Genomic DNA, 21073 nt, shown 5'->3' on the forward strand with positions numbered 1-21073 from the left:
CCGATGGTACTGCTTAAATGTGGGAGAGTAGGTAGCCGCCAACTTAAATCAGAGAGAGAAAGTCCTTCACCAACATATAGGTGAGGGACTTTTTTTATTTCGGGATATACATATGAGGAATATCATACACTCCTATTTTGTAGCGGAAATACATGGGAAGTGAAAATAATAAAGTATATTTGAGAAAATTTTAATCAGATGAAGAGGCTATTTTTGTTGTATTTAATTTTTCTTTTTCTTTATGGGTGTAATAAAAATAAAATATCAGAAGCCACAGATGTGGAATCCCCAAACGAAGTCTCTGTAAATGCAGAGTATGCTATATTCATGTATTCATATTTTTTAGGCGAAGCGGAGCCTACAAATAAGGCTATACTATTAATGGATAAAGATTCAATCAAATTTATTGAGAATTTATTTCTTAATAATGATTTAGAAGAAGTTTGTGCATGTGGTTATGATTATCAAGTACAATTTTTAAATAAAGATGGTAGTTCGTTAAAATGTGAAATGTATTTTGGAGGAAATACATATAAAAAAAATAACGAAAAAATTCATAGGGAAATATCTGATTTAGCATTCCAGATGTATACAAATCCTACACATTATATTTATAATATAAGTATAGACATTCAACCATCAGAAGCTATAAAGAAGTTGAAAGCAGAGAACTATTTTCCTTTTATCATCAATTCGGATTTTATGGACTGCAGCAAAAACAATACAATTCAATTGCTCTACAAAGGTGATTTAGTAGCTCTAAAAAAAGATTTAGAAAAATATTCTTTCGTAAAGCAAGTGGAAGAACTTGCTAGTAATTTAAGTGAGGAAGGTTGAATATATTGCAGTAAGGGATATAAAAGAAGAGTATAAAGATAAGTTAAATTAGCGCGTAATACACGTTTTTAAAGATATTCAGATATTTATATTCCCAAAATATTGGCTAATTTTGTGCCTCAAATTTGTCATAGGTTGATTGTCAAGAAAAAATTGTAGCAAACCTTGTTGCATCATATAAATACGCAGACTGATCTTATAGAAGATTACTTCTCTATTCTCGTTAGTTTGGTAGGTGTTTTGTTTTTTCGATAAATAATCTGGACTAAGAATTAGTATAGCAATTTTTTTTGGTAAATCGAAATGTTCGTTTTTTTATTAGAACGGCAACTAATAAGTCTTTATCATGTATTTGAATGCAACCGGATATTATATCCCCGAAAAGCGAATACCGAATGAGTATTTTACGGAGATAAATGGTCTTACTTCCGATTGGATATATCAGCGAACAGGGATACAAACCCGTTCTAAAGCCACCGACGAGGAAACAATAGATTATATGAGCATAGAAGCCGTAAAGGCGGCTTTGCCAAAATTGCCCTACAATATTGAGGAGGTAGATTTGATAATCTTTGCATCGTACACTCCTTCCGATAGTGTGCGTACTACGGCACACGTCATTCAAGATGAATTTAACATTTGCAAGGCAAAGGCTTTATATATATCGGCAGCGTGTTCTTCCGGCATAAATGCGATTGAAACAGTGGACGCTTTTTTTAAATCGGGTAAGGCTTCGAAGGCTTTACTTGTTTGCTCTGACCGGAATAGCTCCTATTCGCACGACAACGACCCACAGGCGGGGCATTTGTGGGGCGATGCGGCAACGGCTTACTTTTTCTCAAAAGAAAAAATGGATAACAAGGAAGCTCGCTTGGTTGACGTCTTGTCGTTAGGATTAGGGCATATCGGAAAAAGTGATAAATCGGTGTATCTGGACTTGGAAGGCGACGGAATCCGTATGCCACACGGAAAAGATGTTTTTATAAACGCTTGCACCTATATTGCCGACACCACAAGCACAATAATGAGGAATAATGGATATGAATTGTCCGACCTCACATATTTTGTGGGACATCAGGCAAACCAAAGAATACTGAAACATGTGGTAAAACACTTAGGTTTGCCACAAGAAATATCGCTGAGTAATATTGAAGAACTGGGAAATACCGGTTCGGCCAGTTCTTTACTCGTATTTTCGCAGAACTACGATTCTTTTAAGTCTGGCGACCTTATCTGCATCTCCGTCTTTGGTGGAGGCTATTCGGCCGGTGCATGTTTGTTCTGCATGGAGTAGTTTTAACTTAGGTAACCTACCCCGAAAGGCTATTTATTGCAAGATATTACTATTTTTGTTTTATAGTTTATTTTAATGATAATGAATTTCAGAACAGAAATAGAAATATCCAAAAGTCCTGTAACTATCTCGCATCAAACCAGTGTTCTTTTGCTCGGTTCTTGTTTTGTGGAAAGTATAGGAAACCGCTTGCTTGCCAATAAGTTTGATGTTTGTGTAAACCCTTTTGGAATTCAATACAATCCTCTATCCATATACAATACCCTTGAGTTGGCTCTGTCTGGAAAGATATTTGATGATAAGGATATTTTTCTGAGTCAGGGTTTGTATCATAGTTTTACGCATCATGGAGATTTTTCGCATAAGGATAAATCGGAGTGTCTGGATAAGATAAACGATTCATGCAAAATTCTTAACGAAAAACTAAAGACGGCCGATGTGATGTTCATAACCTTCGGAACATCGTATGCATACACCGAAAAAAAATCGGGCGGAGTTGTTGCCAATTGTCATAAATTACCGGCAAATATGTTTACCCGCAAGCGTTTGTCGGTCTATGATATTGTGGATTCGTGGACAAAGCTTATAGTTCTCTTAAGGAATATAAATCCTCAAATACAAATCATATTCACCGTAAGCCCTATACGCCATTGGCGGGATGGGATGCACGATAACCAATTGAGCAAAGCCACTCTGTTGCTTGCCGTAGATAGCCTTCGTGAGCAAATAAAAAATGTTTACTACTTCCCTTCGTACGAATTGCTTTTAGACGATTTACGCGACTATCGCTTTTATGCCGAAGATATGGTTCATCCTAACGATATGGCCGTACAGTATATTTGGGAGAAGTTTCGGGATGCTTATTTCGGCCCCGATACAAAACAGGTAGTTGATGAATGGCAAAAAATACTTAAGGCCGTTAATCATAGGCCATTTAATGAAGATACCTGCGAGCACCAACAATTTTTAAGGCAAACTTTGTTAAGGATAGACGGATTTGTCAAGAAATATCCTTACTTTCATTGTGAAGAAGAACGTTTGACCTTGCAGAAAAAACTATTGACGAAATAAAGAAACGAGATGGCCTCTTATACAGTTTACGAAATAGCAAAGATACTCGGCCTGAAGAAAAACAAGTTGAATACAGACTCAACTATAAACTATCTGCTGACCGATAGCCGGAATGTATTCCATCCGGAAGAAACCCTTTTTTTTGCCATCAAAACAGAGAATAACGATGGGCACAAGTATGTAGCGGATTTGTACGATTTGAACGTACGCAACTTTGTGGTACACGAAATACGTCCGGAATGGGCTTGTATGGAAGACGCTAATTTTTTTCTGGTCAAAAACACATTAGCTGCTTTGCAAAAAGTGGCTGCCACCCATCGTAAAAAGTTTGATATACCTGTCATTGCCATCACGGGCAGTAATGGTAAAACTGTGGTAAAAGAATGGTTGTATCATTTGCTGGAGCCGTCGTTCAACGTAACACGGTCTCCCCGAAGCTATAATTCGCAGATAGGTGTACCCCTTTCTGTATGGCAACTTAATGAGAGTACTCAAATTGGTTTGTTCGAAGCCGGGATTTCAAAACCGGGCGAAATGGAGAAGCTCGAAACGGTTGTATACCCCGCGATAGGTATTCTCACAAATGTAGGAGATGCGCATCAGGAGAATTTCGAAACCGTTAAACAGAAATGCCTCGAAAAACTGGAGCTGTTCATCAACTGCGATGTTATAATCTGCGAAGAAGACAATAAACTTGTAGAAGAGTGCATGGAAATTGCCTGCCTGTCGCAAAAGCGATTGACTTGGAGCAGAAATACAAGGGGTAACAGTCCGTTGCAGATAAAGTCGGTAAAAGAAAAAGATTCTTTCACGGAGATTACTTATTTGTTCTTGGGTTTGGAATTCTCGGTTGAGTTTCCTTTTTTTGGTAATGCATCTATCGAAAATCTTAGTGTTGCCATAGCTACCGCATTCTACTTGCATTCACCGAGCGAAACCGTTATAGAGCAAGTCCGTACGTTAGAACCGATTGAAATGCGGCTGGATGCCCGACAAGGGAAAAATAACACGACTATCATAAATGATACCTACAATTCGGACTATAACTCATTGAAGATAGCGATTGATTTCTTGCAACAGCGTTCCACTATCGCAAATTCTAAAAAAACTATCATCCTGTCCGACATACTCGAATCGGGTGTGCAATCGGGTTCACTCTATCACCGGGTATTCGATTTGCTAAAATCACAGGGCATAGATAAAATAATTGGTATCGGAAAAGATATTTCGGCAAGTAAAGATATTTTCGAATCGCTTGATGCCCGTTTTTTTGATTCGACCGACGATTTTATTACTTCGCGGTTGTGGACAACTTTTAGAGACGAGGTGATATTGCTGAAGGGAGCGCGGCGTTTTGGTTTTGAGCATATAAGCGAATTGTTGGAAATGAAGTCGCACGAAACAGTGCTGGAAGTCGATTTAGACGCTATCGTTCATAATTTTAACTTTTATCGTTCAAAACTTAATCCTGAAACTAAAATCATCTGCATGGTAAAGGCCGATGGGTATGGCTCAGGGGATGTTGAAATAGCTAAAACATTACAATACCATAAGTGCGATTATCTGGCTGTGGCTGTGGCCGACGAAGGCATACACCTCCGCAAAGAAGGTATTCGCCTCCCCATTATAGTGTTAAATCCGGAGGTTAACGCATTCGAAGACCTGTATAGCTATAATTTGGAGCCCGAAGTCTATAACTTCCGTATACTTGAGGCTTATATAAAAGAGGCATCGAATAGGGGAGCGCAAAACTATCCTATCCACATAAAGCTGGATACGGGCATGCACCGGTTAGGATTTACGGAAAAAGATATCCCTCAATTAGTGGAAAAACTGAACGGTCAGAATCATCTGAAGGTTAAATCTGCTTTCTCTCATTTGGCAGCCAGTGAGAGCTGGAATTTTGACGATTTTACCTCGCAACAAATAAAGGCATTCAAAAGTCTTACCTCTCAGTTGGAGCATGGATGTAAGTACAGTATGATGAAACATATCCTTAATTCGGCAGGAATAGAGCGTTTCCCGGAAGAACAGATGGATATGGTACGTTTAGGCATAAGCCTGTATGGTATCAGTGCAAGCGGTTTAACGGGGCTGCGTAATGTCTGCTCCCTGCGAGCGTCGATTTTGCAAATAAAAGATATTCCCAAGGGAGAAACCGTAGGGTATGGCCGCAATGGATACTTCGATTATGATGCCCGTATAGCAACGGTGCGTGTTGGATATGCCGACGGGCTGGACAGGCAGCTCGGAAATGGAGTAGGGCAATTTATGGTTAATGGCCGGCTCGCTCCTTTGGTAGGGAATGTATGTATGGATTTGTGTATGATTGATATAACGGATATTCCGGCAAAAGAAGGAGATAAGGTTACTGTTTTTGGCGATAATCCCACGCTGCTGAATCATGCTAAATCGCTGAATACTATACCTTATGAAATATTGACATCTATATCATCGCGTGTGAAGAGGATTTATTTTAAAGAATAAGCACCATATAACAACTTTAGGAACGCTCGTAAACTTTTGCCCGATTTGTTTGTAAAGAGAGCGAAATCTGCTATCTTTGTATCCGTTTTTAACGAAAAGGTGAGGTCCGGTAGCTCAGCTGGATAGAGCAACAGCCTTCTAAGCTGTGGGTCGTGGGTTCGAATCCCGCTCGGATCACAAACAGGTAAACGTCTTAAACCAAATGGTTTAGGGCGTTTTTTTGCTTGTACGTGTTTTTAAGTACAAGTAAATTGCATTTTACACAGAAAGGTAGAATATATCAAAATGGATATGTGATTTCATTTTTATCAAGAGGATTGTCCCAACTTAGATCTTATCTTATTGTTGTGGAGAATATACCCGCCAACTGCACCAATAAGGCATCCCAATACAATATCAAAGAAACGGATATAAATAGATTGTTCCTCCGGACGATTAACCTGTCCCCCTTCGGCCAGAAAAATAGTTAAAGCTGTAATGAAAATCACAGCTATAGCGTATTGCCTAACCACTAATACTTCTGCAATAAACTGGAGCAATATAATTACAATGCAAATAGCTAATCCTGAAATTTGTAAGCCAAGCAAAAACCATGCGAACCCAGCTCCGATAAATGTTCCTATAACCCGATTTATGCCCCTCTCCCAAATATGCCGGCGTGTTGCTCCCTGCATGACAGCCGCACAGGAAACAGGAACCCAGTATGGATTTTCTAATTCCAGAACGGTTGCAGCCAACAAAGCTATTCCTATGGTTATAGCAAAGATAGCAGACTCTCCAACATCTATTCGTTTTGCTTTTTCAAATAGAATTGCTTCATCAGATAGTGAATAGTTTTTAATAGTAAAAATACTATATATGAAAGCTAATGCACATGTAGAGATTGTACCTAATGTTATTATTCCAACCCTTTCTGGTAAAGACGACAGGTCGAACTTTTGACATATGGCTAAAGAAAATATCAAAATAAAGAAAAAATTCCCCGGAGGTTTAACTTTAAAATACCGTATCATAAGATTAAGGAAGAATACATATACAGAAAGCACCAATGGAGCAGTCCAAATATTAAAAGCCCCGATAGCTCCAATAAAATAAGATAGAATGAATATAAAAGAACATGTCATTAATGTTATCATTCTATTTACTATAGCTGTATAACGTATATACAAAATCAATAACCCTGATGTACTGGCCAAGATACCATTGGGTAGATTATCGAATAGATAACCTACAAAAAGGGGGATCCCCACTGAAATTCCTGCTAAAATTGGAATATGCCAGTGTCTTTCCGATTTACGGAAAGCAAATATGCTGGTAATATCTTTTTTTAAAGTTTTTCTTGTTTTCAATTACTCATTTTTCAGAATGCGAATTTACTGAAAATTTAAGTAATTCGGATACACACTATTTCTTTGTTTTTGGCGGTCGAGTGAAAGACATTAGTCCAAATTTTATTTTGCCTTGATTTTCATCTTTCTATTCTGGAGATTTGTCAATTCGAAAATCTATATACTTTTTGTAGTATGTTCTTCCCTTTTTATTTTACTTTGATATGTTTTTATGAATTGGTTATAGTATGAATGGATTTTATATTATCACAGGAGGTCCCGGAGTAGGTAAAACCACTTTGCTGGATACTTTGGCGGCAGAAGGTTATGAAGTTATTCCCGAAGTAGCAAGAAATATCATCAACGAGCAGGAGGAAAGAGGGGGCAGTGGTGTTCCTTGGAAAGATAACGATCTTTATACAAAACTAATGCTTCATCGCTCTATTGAAGATTATTTGACCGCAAAAGCCAAGCAACATACTAAACCTGTCTTTTTCGACAGAGGAATCCCGGATTCTTTATGCCATTGGGTAATGGGTGGAAATCAGATTACTGAAGAAATGGAAGATGCAGCCCAAAAGTATAAATATGAAAACATAGTGTTTATACTTCCTCCCTGGAAAGAAATCTACCGCACTGATGAAGCCCGAAAGCAGATTTGGAAGAAGCAGAATATACATATCACAAAATGGTGGATATTTATAAAAGCTATGGCTACAAATTAGTTGTTGTACCCAAAGATGCTCCGGCGAATCGCAAGCTATTTATATTGAACTATATACAAGAGGATAAGCCGTAGCGCATTTGGGAAATAAAAGCTAATAGTCTGAAAAATAGCATATATTCATTTTGTCATCTTGAGTGTAACGAAGTATCTTGAATAACTCTTTAAATACACTACGGGTTAAAATAATTCCCGGAAAGCAAAATTTTACTGATATTGCAAAAGTAGCACAGAACTAAAGCAGAAGTCCCCCTGTCTTTAAACAGAGATTTTATATCTTTGCCCTTGCGTACAATATCTGGATTGATATTACGTTTTCTTATAGTAAGAAACGACCGAAAAATTGAAATCAAGAATATTACATATACTGCTTTTGCCCTTGTTCTGCCTTCTGTTTGCGGGACAGGCATCTGCCCAATCAAGGCAAGCGATGAAGAACCGCCCTTATGCCGACCAAAGAATGCTCCATTTGGGTTTTACGGTAGGTGTTCATTGGCAGGATTTAATTCTTTCTCATTCGGGTGTGGCAGGGGCAACGGGTGAGGTTTGGCATGCGGAAATTCCTTCTTATTCGCCCGGATTCAGTGCAGGTATAATTGTGGACAGATACATAAATCATTTTATGAATCTTCGGTTCATACCTTCGTTGTACTTTGGGGGAAAAGAGTTTGTTTTCAAGGAACAGGCCACAGGTCAAGAGTTCAAAACAACGGAGAAAACAAATTACCTGTCGCTGCCGATACACATGAAATTCAGTTCGGAACGTAACAATAACATGCGCCCGTATATTTTTGCAGGAGGATTTTTATCGACCGAAATAGGCACTAAAAAAAACTCGATGGTTTCGATGAGCAAATACGACTACGGAATAGAGATAGGCATAGGCTGCGATTTTTATTTGCCGCTATGTAAGTTTTGTCCGGAGTTAAGATTTTCGTTCGGATTAGCCGATATGATTGATAAAAAAGGGGTAAAAGCAACCGAACTGGACAAAAAGAAATATACCGAAGCCTTTAGCTCGGCAAAATCGCGGATGATTACCCTTACCTTCAATTTCGAATAAATTTGTGTCAAACCACCCTGACATCCGTTTCTTGGCAAGAATTTTGTATATTGTACACCTTTCAGTAAAATCTTTTAGAAATAGAATTTTTATAACACAATGGATAGTGCCAATATATCGTCCCAAAGAAAAAATATACAGCAACTTTTAGCCCAAAAACAAATAAAAGATGCTATTGAAGCCCTGAATAAACTATCAGTACGACTGCAAGACTGGCAAGTTTCCGAGAAACTGGGCGATGTGGAGATGACCTACAAATATATGCTTCGGTATTGTTTTGAGGGGAGTGAAGATCCTCAGAGAGAGAATGTTTATAATGGCATTTTGCGTACGTTGTACGAACTGACCGACGACATTACCGATGAAATATTATTGATCGATTCGACCAACTTTTTTTACGAACGCTCGCGTATAAACGCTTTGCACAATAATATACAGATAAGTGATTACAGAAAGCAGATTGTAGCCTTGTCAGAATCGCAAGCATTGGTCGATTTGTTGGAAAACGGCTCTGAAAAACAAGACAAAACCCGCAGCTTGGCTATAAAACGTGAACGTACAGGCTCTGACATGTTTAATTCGGTGTTTGTTTCTCCTCGCATAAGTCAGACGGAAGCAGAGCAGTACGAAGCTTTTGTGGCAGGAGTAGAACTTCCGGCCAGAGAAAAATGCCTGTTCCTTTCGGCTTTGCTGATGAATCTTTTGCACCGCTTCGACAGTAAAAAAATGCAGGTAATGATGTCGGCTTGCACCTCCGATGCTATTGTGGTTAGGCAAAGGGCTATTGTGAACCTCATTATTTTGCTGCAGATATACGACAGTCGCCTTGCTTTCTACCCCGAATGTGTGCAACAATTGGAATCTCTGTCAGAAAATGATTTGTTCCGAAAATCGGTTCTGACTATCGTAAAACAATTGATACGCGCGCGCGAAACAGAAACTATCAGCAAGAAACTAACGGAAGAAATACTCCCTGAAATGATGCGTTTCAGCTCGCGAGCTAAACGTAAACTGAACATGGACGACATAATGGGCGATGGCGATTTGTCCGAAAAAAATCCGGAATGGAAAAAAGAACTTGAAGAATCGGGCTTGGCCAATAAGCTGCAAGAATATTCAAACCTGCAGATGGAAGGCGCCGATGTGTTTCACTCTACGTTTGCCAGCTTGAAAAGCTTTCCGTTTTTTACCGAAGTCAGTAATTGGTTTTTGCCTTTCGACCCCCAATATTCCGAATTACAGCCATTGATAGCCGATGGGGGAAAAGATAGCCTGCTTTATTCGGCTGTTCTTGGTTCAGGACATATGTGCAATTCGGATAAATATTCGTTCTGTTTCAGTATATTGCAGATACCTGCGAGCCAACGCGAAATGATGATGCAACAATTTGGCGCGGAATCGGAAGAAGTGAAAAAACTGCAAAAAGAAGCAATGGCAGTGAATCCGCTGCTGGACGAAACCATTGTTTCGAACCAATATATACAGGATTTGTACCGTTTCTTTAAGTTACATCCTTCTAAACGAGAATTTTACGATATATTCAGTCTGAAACTTGACTTTTACGACAAACAAACTATCATTCCCTTGATTTCCGATTTTGATAGTATGATACAAGTTGCGGCATATTATTTCGATAAGAATTTTATACCCGAAGCCTTGAATTTATACCTTAAACTGTCGGAACTGAACGAACTGTCGTCCGACGTATGGCAAAAGATAGGTTACTGCCAGCAACTGCAAGGTAACACCGAAGGGGCTTTGGATGCCTATATACGTGCCGATTTGCTTCTGCCCGATAATTCGTGGACTGTGAAGCGGATAGCCCAATCGTACCGTCAATTAAAGAATTACGAGCAAGCCATAGAATATTATACGAAGGTGATGAGGCTCCGCCCCGACGATTTATCGGCAGAACTGAATATAGGGCATTGTTATCTGGAAATGAAAGATTATGAAAAAGCCCTCAATAGCTATTTTAAAGTGGAAATGCTGGGCGGAGATAACAAAGGCGCCAAAGCATGGCGACCTATTGCTTGGGTAGCTTTCCTGATGCGTCGTTTCGATTTGGCACGGCGATATACTTCTCTGATTTTAGCCGACAAACCAACCATCCACGACTATCTGAATGCCGGACATATAGAACTCTGCCAGAACGATCTGAAGCAAGCCATGGTTTTTTATCAGAATGCTATATACAAGGAGAGTATGAAAGAGTTTATTTCCCTTTTCAAAGAAGACGAAAGCGAACTTATTACAACAGGTGTTGACAAGAACTTGTTGCCCCTTGTTATAGACCAACTAAAATACCTGTCGGACTGATTAGTCCTTCAACTTGCTTAGCACAGACGATTTTGTAGGATATATTTTCTGAAGGATATCGAACGATTCTTTCTTTTCCTCGCTGGTGGCTTCCGAGAGGATGCTTACAATCTCTTCGAGTTTTGTGTCTCCCAGAAAAACAAAAACGGCAGAATTCGATTTCGTTTTATAAATATTGTCCAACTGTGGAATACACTCCACAATGCGGGTTCGTCCGCGCGAAACATTGGCTGCCATTTCGTCAAGCCCTTTGCGATGGTAGTTATACCAAATGGTATGAAATTCGCCGGTTGTTTCTTCGGTGAAGGCTAAAGCCAGCGCATAGCGGTTTTTGTCGCTCTCGAAGGGTTTCCAACCTTTATCTTCTATAAATGACGATTGGCAGGCGTTGGCAATGGTCAAGGCTTGGTCGTAATAGTATTTGCCACCATTCAGCCCGAAAGAATCGAAGTCCAACCCGATGAGTATATACGTATAAAAAGAGATTGTTCCCATCAGGTTGTTGGTAACAGCCGCTTCGTTATATTCAAGCCTTTCGCCTTGGTTATAATCGAAAGTAACGTCTACATCCCTGAAGTTGAATATAGGAGTGGTATAGCTTGCGTTATACACAGGCCGCCTTGACGAAATCTGCAACTCGCCCGAGTATGTGATGCCATCTACCTTGTTTATGATTAAAGTAAACGAACAATCTATGCGTTCTCTTGCGGCAAAGGTGGTTCTTGTCCACCGGGTATCGTTGAGTATCTGTTGTAGGTTTTCTTGCAGGGAAGTAAATATCTCCTTGCTTACTCCTTGAATCTTGTCGCTGTTTATGGTAACTTTCGCGTTCAGTTCCTGTGCGTTTGTGGTGCTGAGGATGCAGAACAGGAATATGACGATTGATATCAGTTTTTTCATAACGGTTCTAATTCAGATTGTATGTAATACTCAGTACCTTAAATTCGGTTCTGCGGTTCACTTGGTCGGCAATTTCCTGCTGTTCGGGCGTGAGTTTCTCTATAAATTCAGGTGTGAGTATATCTCCTTCTTTCAGGAAGTCGAACTCTTTGGCTATATTTTTGCTTACAATCTTGGGTAGGGTTTTTCCGTAACCTGCCACCTGAAGCCTTTCTTTTACAATTCCGTGCGCAACCAGATAATCAACAACCGATTGGGCGCGACGTTGCGAGAGTTTGTTGTTATACTCGTCCGAACCTTTCCGGTCGGTATGTGCCGACAGTTCGATGGTTACATTGGGGTTTATTTCGAGTATATTGATAAGCTCGTCAAGCTCTTTTTGGGACTCGTCACGCAGTGCGGCCTTGTCAAAATCGTAGAAGATGTTTTCAAGAACGTTCGGTTTGTTGATAGAACGCAACACAAAGTCTACATAGTAGAGTGTATCCCGTTCAAGGTCGAGTGTGTATAAATCCATCTTGGTGTTCAGGTAGCCCGGTGCATTTGCCAACAATACATAATTGGTGCCTTGTGCCACTTGCAGGCGGTATGTTCCGTCGGGTTTGCCTTTGAACTTTTCGTTTGTCCCGTCAATACCCACTACGTGGATTGTGGCATCGGAGATAAATTCGTCGTCTTTATCAACAACAAACCCTTCGAGGGTAATGGTTACGGTCGGGTACTCGAACGAATAGATATGGTCTGCGCCTATTGTTTCGTTTCTGTTGGAGCTGAAAAAGCCCATGTCTTTGTCTCCTTCGAAGGTCATGCCAAAGTCGTCGCCTGCCGAGTTAATGGGTACACCCATATTTTCGACACTCCATTTTTTAGTTTCCGAATCGAACCGTGCTTTAAAGATATCCATGCCGCCCAATCCGGGATGGCCGTCGGACGAGAAATACATCACCGAGTCGTTTCTCATATAGGGGAAAAGTTCGTCTCCGGCAGTGTTTATATCTTCGCCCAGATTTTCGAAATATTCGGCCTTGTCTCCAATCATGTATGCGCGCCAGATGTCTTTTCCTCCATATCCTCCGGGCATATCCGATACAAAGTACAGAAACGCCCCCGAAGGGTCTATGGCTGGGTGTGCAAAAACCGAAACCGTGTCTCTTGATATCTGCAGGGGCGCGCCTTTGCCCCATGCCCCTCCCGAACGTTGCGATGCGTATATTTGTGCCGACGAGGGTTTCAGCGGATCTTGCATACAGAATGTATAATACATGGTGTTGCCGGTGGCGGTAAAGGTTGTAACGCCTTCGTCGTATTCGGTGTTGATGTCCGAAACGGCTTCGGGTTTCATCCACTTTTTGTTTTCGTCTTTCCGTGACATGAAAATGTCGTTGTTCTTCAAGCCTGTAATGGCACTTTTATTGTCGCCCATCGCATCGTCGCGGCTGGAGGTAAAGTAAAGGTTCTCGTATTCGGGCGGGAGTAGCATCGGGCTGAATTCGCTTCGGCGCGAGTTGAAGATATCCATTTTCCTTACCGTGTAGCGTGTCGGGTTTTTCTTCAACCGGGCGGCAAGTTCAATTCCAGCCAAGCCATCCATAGCAAACTTGTTGTCGGGATAATATTCAAGAAACTGCTTGTACTGTTCGGCAGCTTGTGCATAGTTGCCCGCTTTGTGCAGCGTGCGGGCGTATTGCAGGGATATAAGGCTGTCTTCGGGCAGATTTCGTATAGCCGAAGCGTAGGCGGCATTGGCACGCGCCACGTTGTTTATAAGACGGTAGCACTCGCCCATCTTGAAGGAGGCCTCACCCCGCAGGGGCTTATCGGTCGATTTTGTTTGGCGATATATTTTTTTGTACATCCCCGCCGCCTCAAAGTATTCACCGTGAGAGAATTTCAAGTCTGCGTCTTTCATTTTCACCGTTTTGCACGAATGCAAAAAGGCAAGGCAAACGGAAATCAGTAATATTTTATAGAGGGTCGCTTTCGGTCGCAAAATCAGTCTGTATAATATGTTTAACAAAACAAAGTTATAAACAATAACGGATATTTTAAGCTTTTAGTATCCTAAAAAGGTAAATATTGGCAGGCTGTGGCTAAAGGTTCTTCAAGTTCGGGATAAAAGGTTATTTTTGTATTCAGTAAAACTATTTTGAAATTTTAAGGAACGTGCCTAACAATAAAAGAAAAATAATAAACGACCCTGTTTTCGGGTTCATAACCATACCGAACGATTTTCTGTATAACCTCATTCAGCATCCTTTTTTGCAGAGGCTGAACCGTATCCGTCAGTTGGGGCTGGCTTCTTTTGTTTATCCCGGAGCGCAGCATACCCGTTTGTTGCACTCCATAGGCGCTATGCACCTGATGAACGAAGCCATTACCAACCTCAGAACAAAAGGACATGCTATAACCGACGATGAAGCTAACGGCGCGCTGGCTTGCATCCTGCTTCACGATGTGGGGCACGGGCCTTTTTCGCATGTGCTCGAAAACACTCTGGTAACAAAAATTCGTCACGAAGAAATTTCTTTGATGATGATGCAAAAGCTCAACCAAGAGCTGGATGGGGCTTTGGATCTGTGTATAGATATATTTACCGACAGGTACAAGAAAAAATTTCTGCATCAGTTGGTGAGCGGACAGTTGGATATGGACAGGCTCGATTATTTGCGCCGCGACAGCTTTTTTACGGGTGTTACCGAAGGGAATATAGGTTCTGCCCGTATCATCAAGATGCTGGATGTGAGGAACGACAGGCTTGTAGTGGAATCGAAAGGGATTTATTCGGTCGAAAACTTCCTGATGTCGCGCCGCCTGATGTATTGGCAAGTGTATTTGCATAAAACATCGGTAGCTGCCGAAAAAATGATAGTCAATACCTTGTGCAGGGCTAAACAGTTGGCCGGGCAGGGGGCCGAACTTTTTGCTTCACCTGCATTATCGTACTTTCTGAAAAATGATGTGACGGGCAAAACTTTTTGCAGCAGCCCCGATGCTTTGCTCTGTTTTTCGGAGTTGGACGACAACGACATTTGGTGTTCCTTAAAGATATGGGCAAACCATACCGACAAAGTTCTGTCCGCATTGAGCAATGGCATCATAAACCGAAATCTGTTTAAAATAGAAATGTCGCAACAACCGAAGCCGAAAGCGGAACAGGAGCTTCTTCTCGAACAGTACTCGCAGCGTTTTGGAGTACCGCCCGAAGAAGCGTCTTACTTCTTTTCGGCCGACGTAATATCGAGCAATATGTATAACGAGGCCGACGACAGCATCGACATACTTTACCATGATGGCAGCATAAAGAATATATCGGAGGCTTCGGATATGTTAAATATCGAGTTATTATCGAAAAAAGTTGAAAAACATTATTTCGCCTACTTCAGATAAGGGAATAGAAAGGTATTTTTGTATCATCAAAACTTCAATTAAAAAACACGCACGTTGTAATACACAAGGTAAATGATCCCGAAATATCCTTCTGCTCTTTTAGAAAACGCGGTAAACGAGTTTTCACGCCTTCCGGGTGTGGGGCGCAAAACGGCCTTGCGATTGGTTTTGCATCTGTTGAGGCAGGATATGTTTACGGTCGAAAACTTTGCCACGGCAATCTATAAACTGAAAAAAGAGGTAAAGTACTGCAAATCGTGTTTCAATATTTCGGACGAAGACGTTTGCCCCATTTGTGCCGACAAGAGCCGCGACGCGTCTACCGTTTGTGTTGTTGAGAACATAAAAGAGGTGATGGCAATCGAAAATACGGCACAGTTCAGAGGTTTGTATCACGTATTGGGAGGCATAATATCGCCGATAGATGGCATAGGGCCTGCCGATTTGCAAATAGACTCGCTTGTGCAGAGAATAGGTCAAGGCGATGTAAGGGAAGTTATCTTAGCACTGAGTACAACAATGGAAGGCGACACTACAAACTTTTATATTTTCAAAAAACTATCGCCATTCAAAGACCTGAAAGTATCGGTCATTGCCCGTGGCGTTTCTATTGGCGACGAAATAGAGTATGCCGACGAAGTTACCCTTGGGCGTTCAATCCTGAACCGTACACTTTTCAGCGAATCGTTTAAATTCTAAACCGTATAACATAGATGAATAAAACTTCAAACAACCCTGCGGATAAAGTTATGTTGACACAGAAAATAGTTTTTGCGGTAAACATACTCGCAATGGTTGTTTTGCTTGCGTTTGTTTGCTTCAATAGCAGTCTGCAAAGCGCGACCGGAAACGTTGTGTCAGAACAATGGCTTATCGTGCTGACCATAGCAGCCATTCCTTGTATATTGAAATGGCATAGCGTGCAGCTGAAAAAATTACAAGGCACGGGCAATATAAAAAAATATAAGTCTATCTTTTATTTCCGGCTGGTGCTTCTGGATGTTGTTTGCCTTTTGAATCTGGGTTGTCTGTACTTTACTAATATCAGAAATTTTACTTTTCTGTCTATCATTACTATATTTGCAATGTTCTTAACTTTGCCGAGCCGAAATCAATTGGATGAGGTAGTAAAACAACAAAACGACAATAATAATTAAATATAAACGACTATATAAACTTAACCTATGATAATAGCAGTAGATTTTGACGGGACAATAGTTGAACATGAGTACCCGAAGATAGGCCGCCCTATTCCGTTTGCCATAGAAACCCTTTTGCAACTGAAAAAAGACCGGCACCAACTTATCCTTTGGACAGTCCGCGACGGCGACCTTTTGCAGGAAGCTGTGGATTATTGCGAGAAAAAAGGATTGACATTCTATGCGGCCAATAAAAACTATCCCGAAGAGGATGTGACAACGGCATCCCGGAAGTTAAATGCCGATTTGTTTATTGACGACCGTAACCTTGGTGGATTGCCCGACTGGGGGGTTATATATCACGCCATTCAGTCGATGGAGCGGGGCGAAACTTCGTTCGAGAAGCTTATGATGTCGGCAGGTCCTGTGCAAACAAACCGCCGCAAACGCAACTTCTTGATCCGCTTGGGCGAGATGTTCGAAAGATAATACATCGCAGTATTTCTGTAATAACCAATTGTGTGGTATGTTGCTTGAAAAAGAACATATAAAGCTGAGAGCCGTTGAGCCGGAAGATTTGGACGTCCTTTACAAATGGGAGAACGATACCCGTTTGTGGATTCATGGAACAACCCTCTCTCCTTATTCGCGTATGGCCATAAGGCAATACATAGAAGACAGTTTGCAGAACGATGTTTTTCAGAATAAGCAACTCAGGCTGATGGTTGAACTAAGGGACGGGAATAAAACCATCGGAACGGTAGACCTCTACGAAATAGATCCGCTCAACAGCCGTGCAGGTATCGGGATTCTTATAGATGATGCGTATAGGGGCAAAAACTACGGAAGCGAGGTTTTGAGTATGATGTCGGGCTATGCTTTTCATCATCTGCACCTGCGTCAGTTGTATGCTCATATTGCCAGCGATAACGAATCGAGTATCCGCTTGTTTCGGAAAGAAGGCTATACCCAATCGGGGGTGTTGGAGCAGTGGATACATAGTCCGGATGCCGGTTTTCGCGACGTTTTGGTTTTCCAGTTAATACAGCACGCATAAAACACACCGCTTAGGTAATGAACGAAGACATAAGAGAAGATATTAAAAAAGCATGTGAGGTAATGAATGCGGGAGGGTTGATTCTCTACCCGACTGATACCATATGGGGAATAGGTTGCGATGCTACAAACCCCGATGCCGTGAAGCGGGTGTATCAGCTAAAACAAAGAACCGATGCGAAAGCCCTTATCGTGTTGGCCGATAATCCTGTAAAGCTCGATTTTTATATAGATGGCGTACCCGACATTGCGTGGGATTTGATAGAAGCCACAAATAAACCTCTGACAATTATATACGACAAAGCCCGTAATTTGGCTCATAACCTGATTGCGGACGATGGGTCGATAGGCATACGTATTACGGACGAGAGATTCTCGAAGGAGCTGTGTCAGCGTTTCCGCAAGGCGGTGGTGTCTACATCGGCTAATGTGAGCGGAGAGGCATCGCCCCGTAATTTTTCTGAAATCGCCGACGAAATCAAAAATGGAGTGGATTATGTAGTTCAGTATCGGCAGAATGATGCGGATAAATACCATTCGTCGAGCATCATTAAGCTGGGACAGGGCGGACAGGTGAAAATAATAAGAGAATAATAAAAAATATACATATACACATTAAACCATGAAATTAAGCATACTTTCTTTTGTTGCTATTTTGTTTTTTTCAACACAGATGCTTTGTGCGCAAGGCATTGAAGTTATAAGCGATAAGAATAATAAATTCGGTCTTAAAAACAACAAACGGGTGGTCTTGAAGCCTACTTACGATGAGATATCGCACCTCCAAGGACGGTTCTATACTGTAAAAAAAGACAACAAACACGGGCTTATAGACACAAATGGAAAGGCGGTTATCCCTGCCGTATACGACGATTTATTGCAATTTCACGACAATCTGTTCATGGCTAAGCAGGGCGAAAAATGGGGCCTTGTTGATTATAACAACCGCGAAATTCTCCCCACAGACTATAACGGCTTCAGCAAAATGAACGATTACCTTTACCTTACAAAAAAAGGAAATAAGCAAGGGCTTATCACCAAGTACGGAGAATTGGTGCTGCCTGCCGAATACGAAAACATCAAGGAATTTTCTGAAAGCTTGTATTCGGTCACCAAAAATGGTTTTCAGGGTTTGATAGATAACATAGGGAAGGTTGTAATTAACCCTGTTTATACGCAAATAGCGACTCTCGAACACCTACCTTTCTATAAGGTTGCGAAAAACGATAAGTTTGGGCTGATAGATAAATCGGGCAAAGTGATTCTTGAAGACAAATACGATGAGATATGCGACCCCGACCGTGGTTTTACAATCATAAAACAAGGGCAGAAGATAGGTTTCATAACTTACGACTATAAAATTATTCCCGCCGTTTACGACCGCATTATCTTTTATCAGGAGGAAATGGGAATCGTGGCTGTGAAGCAAAACAATAAATGTGGCTTTGTAGGGTCGGACGGGCGCATACTGCCTGCCGTGTACGACAATGTGAGCCGTTTTTCGCCCAATTGCACAAGTCTTGTTGAGAAACAAGGCCGCCTGATGACTATTGATTGCTACGGAAAGGAAGTTAATTTATAAACCATAGGGCAAGAAAAAAGGAGATAAATTTTTTTGGAAAGGTAAGTTTGTATAAATTTATTGCCTTTTTAAAAATTTAATAGAATAATGTTTCTGAAAAAGTGTTTTGAAAGGTTTTTGCTTTGGCGTGGAAAACACATCAAGGAAAGGCAATTCCTTATTTTTATCAGTTTTCTGATAGGAATTCTTACCGCCACGGCAGCCTTGATACTCAAAACGATAATCCATTTTATACAAGATGCTCTCACGGGGAGTTTCGATATAGCCGAGGCAAACTATTTGTACTTGGTTTATCCCGTTGTGGGGATACTCATAGCCGGTATGTATGTCCGCTACATAGTGAAGGACGATATCAGCCATGGGGTCACCAAGATTCTGTATGCCATTTCGCAACGCAAGAGCTACATCAAGGCGCACAACATGTACACCTCTATTGCGGCAAGTTCCATTACAATAGGTTTCGGGGGATCGGTTGGGGCAGAGGCTCCTATCGTACTGACCGGCGCAGCCATTGGTTCTAACCTTGGGCGTGCTTTTAAAATACAACAGCAGCATTTGATGTTGCTGATTGGTTGCGGGGCTGCGGGAGCCATTGCGGGGATATTTAAGGCTCCGATTGCCGGGCTTGTATTTGTGATTGAGGTTTTGATGCTCGACCTGACGATGGGTACGGTTCTGCCGCTTCTTATATCGTCGGTTACGGCAGCCACCTTTGCTTATGTAACCACAGGCACACAAGCTATGTTCAAGTATGCCCATGCCGAGTTGTTTGAGCTGGAGCGTATCCCTTACGTTATACTTCTGGGTGTTTTTTGCGGAGTGGTATCGCTATACTTTACAAGGGCAATGAGCTGGACAGAAGATATTTTCAGGAAACTGTCGTATTGGAAAAAATTTGGCTTGGGAGCAACCCTCTTGAGTATCCTTATATTCCTTTTGCCTCCGCTCTATGGCGAAGGCTACGATACCATAAACTCCCTGCTCAGTGGCTTGGTTAACAACGAAGCCATTATGGAAGGAAGCCTTTTTTATGGCTTCAGGGATACCCGATGGGGCATTGTTGCTTTTCTGGGGGCTATCCTGCTGCTGAAAGTATATGCCTCGTGCGCCACGAACGCAGGGGGCGGAACGGGTGGTATATTTGCTCCGTCTTTGTTTTTGGGGTGTATCGCAGGATTTGTTTTCTCGTACGTGGCAAACCAATGGGACATACCACACCTTCCGCAAGAGAATTTTGCACTTATGGGCATGGCCGGGGTTATGGCCGGGGTTATGCATGCCCCGTTAACGGGGACGTTCCTTATAGCGGAACTGACGGGCGGATACGAATTGTTTTTGCCGTTGATGATTGTTTCGATTGTTTCGTACCTCTTCATCAAGATATTTGAGCCGCACAGCATATATGCAATGCGTTTGGCTAAGAAAGGAGAACTGCTGACACACAAAAAGGATGAGGCTGTTTTGACCTTGATGTCTTTGAACACTGTAATAGAAAAAGGCTTTCAACCTGTGCGCCCCGATATGACACTTGGCGATGTAGTGAAAATTATATCGAGCTCTCCCCGGAATGTGTTCCCGACGTTAGATAAGGAAGATAGGCTGATAGGGCTTGTTTTGCTTGATAATATCCGGAATATAATGTTCCGCCCTGAACTTTACGACCGTTTCAAGGTAGAACGTTTTATGGTTGCGCCTCCTGCGATAATAGACATAAATATGCCTGTGCGGAAGATAATGTCGTTGTTTGACGAAACTAAAGCATGGAATCTGCCTGTTGTGGACGAAAAAGGTGTTTACCTCGGTTTTGTTTCTAAATCTACTATCTTGAATACTTACCGCAAAGTACTTGTAGACAACTTTTCGGGCAACGAAGGCGATTGAAAGCA

The 21073-nt window shown here is 41.4% G+C and carries 18 protein-coding genes and 1 tRNA gene; 16 read left to right on the forward strand and 3 right to left on the reverse strand.

The window, feature by feature from the left end; translation table 11 throughout:
• Positions 1–198 precede the first annotated feature (198 nt).
• The 5 genes from M2132_RS05220 to M2132_RS05240 all read left to right on the forward strand — a co-directional run bounded on the left by M2132_RS05220 (position 199) and on the right by M2132_RS05240 (position 5866).
• Positions 199–837, forward strand: a complete 639-nt coding sequence (locus tag M2132_RS05220; RefSeq protein WP_280672031.1) for a hypothetical protein — start codon at positions 199–201, stop codon at positions 835–837.
• A gap of 346 nt (positions 838–1183) precedes the next feature.
• A complete protein-coding gene (locus M2132_RS05225) occupies positions 1184–2131 on the forward strand; it encodes a 3-oxoacyl-ACP synthase III family protein (protein WP_280672033.1) in 948 nt (315 codons plus the stop codon).
• 81 nt (positions 2132–2212) lie between these two features.
• Complete coding sequence (locus M2132_RS05230) at positions 2213–3202, forward strand: GSCFA domain-containing protein (RefSeq protein ID WP_280672035.1); 990 nt, start codon at positions 2213–2215, stop codon at positions 3200–3202.
• Between the two features lie 9 nt (positions 3203–3211).
• On the forward strand, positions 3212–5689 hold the full coding sequence (locus M2132_RS05235; protein WP_280672037.1) for a bifunctional UDP-N-acetylmuramoyl-tripeptide:D-alanyl-D-alanine ligase/alanine racemase: 2478 nt from the start codon (positions 3212–3214) through the stop codon (positions 5687–5689).
• 103 nt (positions 5690–5792) lie between these two features.
• Positions 5793–5866: transfer RNA gene (locus tag M2132_RS05240), tRNA-Arg, on the forward strand.
• A 131-nt stretch (positions 5867–5997) separates the two neighbouring features.
• Here the strand turns inward: M2132_RS05240 and M2132_RS05245 are convergent.
• On the reverse strand, positions 5998–7038 hold the full coding sequence (locus M2132_RS05245; protein WP_280672039.1) for an FUSC family protein: 1041 nt from the start codon (positions 7036–7038) through the stop codon (positions 5998–6000).
• Positions 7039–7265: 227 nt separating this feature from the next.
• Here M2132_RS05245 and M2132_RS05250 point away from each other — a divergent pair, with 227 nt between their 5' ends.
• From M2132_RS05250 to M2132_RS05260, 3 genes are all read left to right on the forward strand, one after another.
• The gene (locus tag M2132_RS05250; protein ID WP_280672041.1) at positions 7266–7742 is read left to right on the forward strand and encodes an AAA family ATPase; all 477 of its coding nucleotides are present in this window, start codon (positions 7266–7268) and stop codon (positions 7740–7742) included.
• Between the two features lie 378 nt (positions 7743–8120).
• Entirely contained in the window at positions 8121–8804 is a 684-nt protein-coding gene (locus M2132_RS05255) for a porin family protein (protein WP_348523149.1), read from the forward strand.
• Positions 8805–8903: 99 nt separating this feature from the next.
• Entirely contained in the window at positions 8904–11123 is a 2220-nt protein-coding gene (locus M2132_RS05260) for a tetratricopeptide repeat protein (protein WP_280672045.1), read from the forward strand.
• On the opposite strand, the gene M2132_RS05265 is transcribed toward M2132_RS05260, so the two are convergent.
• Together M2132_RS05265 and M2132_RS05270 are read right to left on the reverse strand one after the other, a co-directional pair.
• Positions 11124–12023, reverse strand: a complete 900-nt coding sequence (locus M2132_RS05265) for a DUF4835 family protein (RefSeq protein ID WP_280672047.1) — start codon at positions 12021–12023, stop codon at positions 11124–11126. It lies immediately after the preceding gene.
• A gap of 7 nt (positions 12024–12030) precedes the next feature.
• A complete protein-coding gene (locus M2132_RS05270; RefSeq protein WP_280672048.1) occupies positions 12031–13932 on the reverse strand; it encodes an OmpA family protein in 1902 nt (633 codons plus the stop codon).
• Positions 13933–14186: 254 nt separating this feature from the next.
• Between M2132_RS05270 and M2132_RS05275 the strand changes: the two genes are divergently transcribed.
• The 8 genes from M2132_RS05275 (at position 14187) to M2132_RS05310 (ending at position 21068) form a co-directional block, all read left to right on the forward strand.
• A complete protein-coding gene (locus tag M2132_RS05275; RefSeq protein ID WP_280672050.1) occupies positions 14187–15410 on the forward strand; it encodes an HD domain-containing protein in 1224 nt (407 codons plus the stop codon).
• A 72-nt stretch (positions 15411–15482) separates the two neighbouring features.
• Positions 15483–16109, forward strand: a complete 627-nt coding sequence (gene recR / locus M2132_RS05280) for a recombination mediator RecR (protein ID WP_280672052.1) — start codon at positions 15483–15485, stop codon at positions 16107–16109.
• A gap of 14 nt (positions 16110–16123) precedes the next feature.
• Entirely contained in the window at positions 16124–16567 is a 444-nt protein-coding gene (locus M2132_RS05285) for a hypothetical protein (RefSeq protein ID WP_280672053.1), read from the forward strand.
• A 27-nt stretch (positions 16568–16594) separates the two neighbouring features.
• The gene (locus M2132_RS05290) at positions 16595–17038 is read left to right on the forward strand and encodes a BT0820 family HAD-type phosphatase (RefSeq protein ID WP_280672054.1); all 444 of its coding nucleotides are present in this window, start codon (positions 16595–16597) and stop codon (positions 17036–17038) included.
• A gap of 37 nt (positions 17039–17075) precedes the next feature.
• The gene (locus M2132_RS05295; RefSeq protein ID WP_280672055.1) at positions 17076–17606 is read left to right on the forward strand and encodes a GNAT family N-acetyltransferase; all 531 of its coding nucleotides are present in this window, start codon (positions 17076–17078) and stop codon (positions 17604–17606) included.
• 29 nt (positions 17607–17635) lie between these two features.
• Entirely contained in the window at positions 17636–18199 is a 564-nt protein-coding gene (locus M2132_RS05300; RefSeq protein WP_280672146.1) for an L-threonylcarbamoyladenylate synthase, read from the forward strand.
• Positions 18200–18227: 28 nt separating this feature from the next.
• A complete protein-coding gene (locus tag M2132_RS05305; protein WP_280672056.1) occupies positions 18228–19187 on the forward strand; it encodes a WG repeat-containing protein in 960 nt (319 codons plus the stop codon).
• 87 nt (positions 19188–19274) lie between these two features.
• Complete coding sequence (locus M2132_RS05310) at positions 19275–21068, forward strand: chloride channel protein (RefSeq protein WP_280672058.1); 1794 nt, start codon at positions 19275–19277, stop codon at positions 21066–21068.
• Positions 21069–21073: the final 5 nt, after the last annotated feature.

This window comes from Dysgonomonas sp. PH5-45 (genome assembly GCF_029893235.1).
In the GTDB taxonomy this organism is placed as follows: domain Bacteria; phylum Bacteroidota; class Bacteroidia; order Bacteroidales; family Dysgonomonadaceae; genus UBA1309.